Source organism: Bartonella sp. AP57NXGY, assembly GCF_042195805.1.
Lineage (GTDB): Bacteria > Pseudomonadota > Alphaproteobacteria > Rhizobiales > Rhizobiaceae > Bartonella.
The window spans coordinates 1959-10325 of the sequence record NZ_JBHIOZ010000050.1 but is presented as its reverse complement, the minus strand read 5'-3'; the positions used below and the strand labels follow the sequence as shown (position 1 = coordinate 10325).

At 34.4% G+C, this 8367-nt stretch carries 5 protein-coding genes; 3 read left to right on the top strand and 2 right to left on the bottom strand.

What is annotated here, in order from left to right; all coding sequences use genetic code 11:
• The 3 genes from ACFIL8_RS06040 to ilvC all read left to right on the top strand — a co-directional run.
• The coding region (locus ACFIL8_RS06040; protein WP_375689133.1) for an ATP-dependent RecD-like DNA helicase at window positions 1–1002 on the top strand (1002 nt) is incomplete at its 5' end.
• Between the two features lie 86 nt (window positions 1003–1088).
• Entirely contained in the window at window positions 1089–1823 is a 735-nt protein-coding gene (locus tag ACFIL8_RS06035) for a pyridoxine 5'-phosphate synthase (protein WP_375613393.1), read from the top strand.
• Window positions 1824–2888: 1065 nt separating this feature from the next.
• Window positions 2889–3908 (top strand): ketol-acid reductoisomerase, encoded by a 1020-nt coding sequence (gene ilvC, locus ACFIL8_RS06030; RefSeq protein ID WP_375613394.1) that lies wholly within the window; start codon window positions 2889–2891, stop codon window positions 3906–3908.
• A gap of 115 nt (window positions 3909–4023) precedes the next feature.
• Here ilvC and ACFIL8_RS06025 read toward each other — a convergent pair whose 3' ends face one another.
• Both ACFIL8_RS06025 and ACFIL8_RS06020 read right to left on the bottom strand, forming a co-directional pair.
• Complete coding sequence (locus ACFIL8_RS06025) at window positions 4024–5415, bottom strand: amino acid permease (protein ID WP_375612029.1); 1392 nt, start codon at window positions 5413–5415, stop codon at window positions 4024–4026.
• Window positions 5416–6427: 1012 nt separating this feature from the next.
• Window positions 6428–7828: an amino acid permease gene (locus tag ACFIL8_RS06020; RefSeq protein ID WP_375613396.1), complete on the bottom strand. Its 1401-nt coding sequence runs from the start codon at window positions 7826–7828 to the stop codon at window positions 6428–6430.
• Window positions 7829–8367: the final 539 nt, after the last annotated feature.

Sequence of the window (8367 nt, the reverse complement as noted above, 5' to 3'; positions counted from 1 at the left end):
CGCTATTTTGCAGAGACAGTTGATGGTTCTGTTCAATTTGCTGCTTTTACAGGGAAGGCGGCGCAGGTTTTGCGTTCTAAAGGTGCAAGCAATGCTTGTACGATTCATTCGCTGATTTATTGTCCGCGTGGAGAAGAGGAAGTTTCCGATGAAATAACAGGAAAAAAGTCTATTGCTCCAACATTTATGTTAAATCGAAGAAGTGCTGCTGCACAAGCTAAACTCATTATTGTTGATGAGTGCTCGATGGTAGATGAAAAATTGGCCCGTGATTTAATGAGTTTTCGAACGCCAATTCTTGTTCTTGGTGATCCAGGTCAATTGCCTCCTATATCAGGTGGAGGCTTTTTTTCTAATGGGGAACCAGATTTTCTTCTTTCAGAAATTCATCGGCAAGCGCGAGATAATCCGATTATACGTCTTGCTATGGATGTACGTGAAGGACGCGATATTGCTTATGGTGACTATGGAGAAGCGCGCGTTGTGACACGTAAAGAGGTCAATCAACAATTGGTTTTGGATGCTGATCAGGTCTTGGTAGGGGTTAATCGTACACGCCACCTTTATAATCAGCGTTTACGTGTGTTAAAGGGATTTACAGCAGATTATCCACAAGCGGGAGATAAGCTGGTGTGTTTGCGAAATGATCCGATTAAAGGTTTGTTGAATGGCTCTTTATGGAAGGTGATGACTTCACAGAAGGAGACCGTTAAACCAAGTATTAATCTTCTTGTGAAACCAGAAGAAAGTGAGCGTGGGGTAGCAAAGATTAAACTTTTAAAAGCAGCGTTTGAAAACCCTGATCAAGAAATTTCATGGCAATTAAAAAAGCGATATGATGATTTTGATTATGGGTATGCATTAACGGTTCATAAGGCGCAAGGTTCTCAATGGAATAATGTCGTTTTGTTTGATGAAAGTTTTGCATTTCGTGATATGTATGCGCGCTGGCTTTATACGGGAATTACCCGCGCAGCAGAACGTTTAACGATTGTTCGATAGAAAAAAGATGTGTATATCATCTAAGTTTCAGATGGAAAATGCCTTTTTTCTATCTTGTTACACACTATAAAAAAATGGAAATGGGCATGGCGGTAAAACTTTCGGTTAATCTTAATGCTGTTGCTGTTTTGCGTAATCGACGTAATCTTCCGTGGCCAAGTATAACGAATATTGGGCATATAGCGCTTGCTGCTGGAGCAGCAGGTTTGACGGTTCATCCGCGCCCTGATGAAAGGCATATTCGTTTTGCGGATTTACCAGATATATACTGTTTAATAAAGAACACTTTTCCTACTGCTGAGTTTAATATTGAAGGTTATCCCAGTGATCAATTTTTGGATATCGCTAAAAACTATGCGGATCAGATTACCCTTGTTCCTGATGATCCAGATCAGTCAACGTCTGATCATGGTTGGAATTTTGCTCATGATGCAGAATTTTTAGCACCTATTATTCAGAATTTAAAAAACAGAAAGATTCGTGTATCCCTTTTTGCTAATCCTACTGTCGATGGTCTTGATATTGCTAAAGCAATGGGCGCTGATCGTGTGGAATTTTACACGGGACCTTACGGTGGTGCATTTCAGGATAAAACAAAACAAGATCAAGAGCTCAATAAACTTGTTTTAGCAGCAAGAAGAGCAAAAGAATTGCAGTTAGGTATAAACGCAGGGCATGATCTGACACTTATGAATCTTCCTGCTCTTGTCAAAAATATTCCTTGGCTTGATGAAGTTTCTATTGGCCATGGGCTCATTGCTGATGCATTAGAGTATGGAATACATGAGACTGTTCAGCGTTTTATCCGGTTATTATCGTAATCTTTTTCTCTCTATAAAAATTGGAAAAGAAATTTTTATAGAGGTTTGCCAATTTATCTTAAAAAACAATTTTATATATGTTGAGATAAATAGCACTATTATCGTGCATTATAAATATTCTATTGTTCCTCTATTTATTGGTTGCTTTCTATCTTTTGTTTTTGAGTGCATGCGATGTTTTTTATTTGTACTATCCATTATGAGGAAGTTTTAAAATCTTCTTATTATAATTTCTTTGAATGGAGAAGAAGTAGGGTTTTGAAAGTATTTCCCTTATAAAGGAGTGCGTAGGATTTTAATGGATCAATACACAAATTTTCTTGATATTTGAGCTCATTTTTGGGTTATCTGTAAATAGTATAACGTAAAATCTCCTTATGAATAAGCTTAATGCAATAGGAGCTGTTAAATAGAATGATGATATCGACTTGTAGCTTTATGAAGTAAAGAGAGTGATGTGCAATAAATCTTACACTATTATAGGGAATTCTTGAAAAGGGCTTGAGCATATTAAAATTTTTTTATAAGGCGCCATAAATGGATAACATAATAGCCGTATGGGGGCTTCTTCGTGTGAGAGGCGTGGATATTAAAAGAACGTAAAAAGTAAAAACATCCTCTCTATTATTCTAAAGATATTGTTGTATATGCTTTTGAAGGTTGTATTAAAACAATACTTGTTATTTTGTAATTTTTCTTGCTATCCGTATTGATTTGGTTCATGTTAAAGATTGTATGTTGTATCTTAATTTTTAGAATATAGCGTTGTTGCACGATAAAAGAGTAGAATATTAGCTAAATTTTCTTTAGAAATCTTATTTTGTGTAATTATTGTTTTTGTAGAATAGCAGTTGAAGTTTATTTGGGGATCCGTATATGTTTTAGGAATGTTTGGGGACTACAGTTTTTTCTATGCAATATGTAAACTTTAAAATTATTCAATTGCTGTGTTCTTATAAGCGGTTTTTTTTGTCTTTATAAGTGTGTGATGCACTGTAGATAATGTTTCTTATTGAATAAAAATAATCTGAAATCCAGTTTAAATAGAGAAAGAAGGAATTTTTTATGCGTGTTTATTATGATCGTGATGCGGATGTTAATCTCATTAAAGGGAAAAAAGTAGCCATTGTTGGTTATGGTTCTCAAGGGCGTGCGCACGCTTTAAACTTGAAAGATTCTGGTGTTAAAAATGTGCAAATAGCTTTGCGTTCAGGGTCGGAAACAGTTAAAAAAGCCATGGCTGATGGTTTTGAAGTGGTGAGTGTTGCTGAAGCAGCAAAATGGGCAGATCTCATCATGATGGCAACACCAGATGAATTGCAAGCTGATATTTATAAGGAACATATTCATGATCATTTACACGATGGGGCAGCGATTGCTTTTGCGCATGGTTTGAGCATTCATTTTGGCTTGATTGAACCTAAAAAAAACGTTGATATTGTGATGATTGCTCCTAAAGGTCCAGGGCATACAGTTCGTCATGAATACCAACGGGGTTGTGGTGTTCCTTGCTTAATAGCGGTGGCGCAAGATGCTTCAGGGCATGCACATAATGTAGCATTATCTTATGCATGTGGACTTGGTGGTGGACGTGCTGGGGTGATTGAAACAACATTTAAAGAAGAGTGCGAAACTGATCTTTTTGGTGAACAAGCGGTTCTTTGTGGTGGTCTTGTTGAATTGATTCGAGCAGGTTATGAAACATTAACACAAGCAGGTTATGCGCCGGAAATGGCTTATTTTGAGTGTTTGCATGAGGTTAAACTGATTGTTGATCTCATGTATGAAGGGGGCATTGCAAATATGAATTATTCGATTTCTAATACAGCTGAATGGGGTGAATATATGTCTGGTCCACGTGTGATTACGGATGAAACCAGAGCAGAAATGAAACGTATATTGAAAGATATTCAAACGGGTAAATTTACATCGAATTGGATTCAAGAATATAAAGCTGGTGCTGCTCATTTTAAAAGTATGCGGCGTTTAAATGATAATCATCCTATTGAAGAAGTTGGTAAAAAACTTCGTTCTATGATGCCTTGGATAAAATCGAATGCTTTGGTTAATAAAGAGCGTAATTGAAGATTCTACAGAGATATTTTGTCAATAGCTTTTATAATTTTATAGATAAATATCAAAAAAAGGGTAACTTTAGTTACCCTTTTTTATATGTTTTTGGAAACATAAGCTTTATTTTTTAATTTTTTGCATAATTCTTTTTCCCAAAAAGAAAGTATACAATTCCTAAAAATATGAACCATGCTGGAGTGTATTTTAAAGCTATGGCAGTGTCAGCTTCTAATGACAATAAATAGATAATGAATGCAAAGAAAACAAGAAGCGCCCAACACATAACAACACCTCCTGGCATTTTATAAGGAGAGACAGTATGCTGGAGAGGACGATTGCGGCGATAGACGATATAGCTGATCAAAATGATAGACCATACAAATATAAACAAAGTTGCGGCAATTGTCGTAACAATTGTAAAAGCAGCTATGAGTGTTTGAGATAACGATACAACGGCATAACCAAATAAGATGCATATACATGAAAAGAATAATGCGTTGGCTGGAACGTGGTTACGAGAAAGTTTTCCTAAAAATTTAGGAGCACCTTTTTGTGTTGCTAGCCCATATATCATACGGCTGGTAGAAAAAATTCCACTATTTGCTGAAGATGCGGCAGCTGTGAGGACAACAAAGTTCATCAAACCTGCAGCAGTTGGGATACCAATAAGTGCATACATTGTTACAAATGGGCTTTTTTCTGGACTGATTTGATCCCACGGCGTCACAGACATAATCACAAGAAGAGAGAATATATAAAAGAATACAATGCGGATTGGTATTGAATTAACAGCCTGTGGTAAAGCTTTTTGAGGCTCTTTTACTTCAGCAGCAGCTGTTCCAGCGAGTTCAATGCCAACAAAAGCAAAAATAACAATTTGAAATCCAGCAAAAAAGCCTGTAATTCCTCGCGGAAAAATATTCCCACCGTTCCATATATGGCTAAGAGAAGCAACCGTACCGTTTGGAGAGACAAAACCGGTAAAGATCATATAAAATCCTACAACGATTAGGACTAGAATTGCTACGATTTTGATAAAACCAAACCAAAACTCAAGTTCGCCAAATAGTTTTACGGCGACGAGGTTAAGAATTAAAAAGGACATAAGACCAATTATAACAGGAATCCACGGATTGAGCTCAGGCCACCAAAAGTGTGTATAAGTGACAATAGCAATAATTTCAGCAGTTCCAGTGACAATCCAACACAACCAATATGTCCAGCCGATAAAGAATCCGGCACATGGCCCTAGAAGATCGGTTGAGAAGTCAATAAAAGATCGGTATTGTGTATTAGAAAGCAATAACTCTCCCATAGCACGCATGACAAAGTATAGAGCACAACCAATAATTGCATAAACGAGTAGAATTGAGGGGCCTGCTACACTGATTGTTTTTCCTGATCCCATGAAGAGACCTGTTCCAATCGCTCCACCAAGGGCTATAAGTTGTATGTGTCGGTTATGTAGTCCACGTTGCAATTTCTTCTTAGGTTTTTTTTCTAAATTTTGTTTGTTCATTTTTGGGGAGTTCTCCTTAGTTATTTTTAAATAAAAATTACCCTAAAAAAGGTAATTCCTTCTATCGGAACACGCTATGGTTAAGGAGTAAAGGAATTTTTTTCTATGACTATATGTGAATAAAGCAAAAACATTATTAATTAATGGAATAATTATTTTATATATAAGAAAAAAAAGATAAATTGTATTATATTTTTTTTGATTTTTTATGTTTTATACATAAGTAATATATATAATATATAATATAATTTATATTATATATTATTATATGTATATAAATAATAATTTATATTTTATGTATATTTATTTATAGTAAATTTTTATATAAATATATTTATATTTAAAATTATTTATTTATAGATATTGTTATCTATATAAAAATATAAATAAAATTGTAAATTTATTAAATATAAAACTTTGTATATAAATAAAATAAGTTTAAATAGTTAAACTATTATTTAAAATATTAAAAAATATATTTAAAATTTACATTTAAGTATTAATATTTAAAATTTATTACAAATAGAAAAATATTTTCATAGAATCTTTTTTTATTGCAGATAGCTATTAAGATATATTCTGTTTAGAGCTATATTTTTAATTTTGATAAAAAATTGAATATAAATTTTTTGGGGGGAAAGTTTTAGATAAATCTCATGTTTTATTAGTAAACAATGTCAGTGAAGTTTATAGAGAATTTTTTACAGAATAGCTCGTTTCTTATCCTATTGTGCAGTAAAATACTGTTGTGTAGAGTAGTGATATAAAGCATATAACGTTTTACGCATTAAGTATTTTTAGAATGGGTGGTGAGTGTTCAGGGCAGGGCTAGCCCATAGAGCCTTATGTAGGTGAACCATATAAATGATCAGCAGCATTCCCCCTTAATAAGCCGGTTTGTTTACAAACCGGTGCCGGTAGGAGTCGTCGTTTTTTGATGTTTGGGGAGGAGGTTAAGTAGAAAAAGGGTAACTAAAATTACCCTTTTTTGAGATGTTTTTATGTATAGACTTTATTTGTTACCTTGAGTTATTTTTTTCTTTACAAACATAAAATACATTATACCTAAGAAAACAAACCAGAATATACTATATTTTAAGGCTAGTAGAGTATCAGCTTCTAATGTCAACAAATAGAGCATGAAAACAAAGAAAACTAAAATTATCCCACACATGATAACACCTCCTGGCATTTTATAAATGGATTCAGCGTGTAGATGAGGGCGATTGCGACGATACACAATATAGCTAATCAAAATTACAGACCATACGAATAAAAATGCAATAGCTGAAATGCTTGTCACAATTGTAAAAGCACTTATGAGGCTTGGAGAGAGTGAGGCAATTGTATACCCTATTAAAATACATAAACAGGAAAAGAATAGAGCATTGGCTGGAACATGGTATCTGGAAAGTTTACCTAAAATTGGAGGGGCACCTTTTTGTGTTGCAAGTCCATATATCATACGGCTGGTAGAAAAAATACCACTATTTGCTGAAGAGGCAGCTGAGGTAATAACGACAAAGTTTACCAAGCCAGCAGCTATCGGAATGCCTGCAAGCCAAAACATCGAGACAAAGGGGCTTTTATCTGGAACAATTTGATCCCAAGGTGTGACAGACATAATTACAGCGAGAGAAAAAATGTAAAAGAGTACAATACGGATCGGTATTGCATTAATTGCTTTGGGGAGAACTTTTTTAGGTTCTTTTACTTCAGCAGCGGTTGTTCCAGCAATTTCTATACCAACAAAAGAAAAAATGGCAATTTGAAATCCAGCAAAAAAACCTGTCATTCCTCGCGGAAAGATATTGCCATCGTTCCATACGTGATTGAGAGAAGCAACCGTACCATTGGGAGAGGTAAAGCCCGTAACGATCATATAAAATCCCACAACAATTAATGCTAAAATTGCGACGACTTTGATAAGACCAAACCAGAATTCAAGTTCACCGAATAGTTTCACGGCAAAGAGGTTAAAGATTAAAAAGACACTAATGCAGGTAAAAACGGTAAACCATGGATTGAGTGTTGGCCACCAAAAGTTCATATAAGTGATGATGGCAATAATGTCAGCAGCTCCAGTTACAACCCAGCTCAACCAATAGCTCCAGCCAACAAAGAAAGCGATTCCCGGTCCTAGCATATCGGTTGAAAAATCAATAAGAGATCGGTATTGTGAATTAGAAAGCAACAATTCTCCCATAGCACGCATGACAAAGTATAGAGCAAAACCGATAATAGCATAAACGAGTATGATGGAAGGACCTGCTACACTAATTGTTTTTCCTGCCCCCATGAAGAGACCTGTTCCAATAGCACCACCAATGGCTATAAGTTGTACATGTCGGTTGTGTAGTCCACGCTGTAACTTATTCTGAGAATTATCTTTTAAATTTTGTTTGTAGCTCATTTTTTGGGGGTTCCCTTTAATTATTTTGAGATTAAATTACACTAAAAAAGCATTATTTTGTATCGAAGCATGATATAAATGAGGTGTAAAGGAAAAAAACGTTTTTTATGATTTTGTGTGGATAAAGAAAAGAATATGTTTTAGGAATATGGTTTTGAAAAAAGAGAATGTTTTCCTCTTAAATAACGTAACAGATATTTGAATGGGGAGCTTTTTATTGTTATGAATAACAAATTAATTGTTCATTAAAAGACGTGGGGCTTTTAAAATTATTTCAGAAAGTTGTCAGGAGTTTTTATAATTTTTTGAAACTTATTATTTGTAATCAGTGCATTATTTATTATTATTCATAATGGTGAGAGTTTACTTTTTGCTCAAATAGCACTCGAGAGTTCTCATCTTAGTTTAAGAAACAATTTTTAATGGAAAATTAAAATGATTTTTAAATCATTTTTTTGTTTGTATGGTGCTATCATAAATCAAAAAGTTACTTTTGTTTCATAAACGAAAAGAGGAATATCATAGCTTATTTTTTTAAA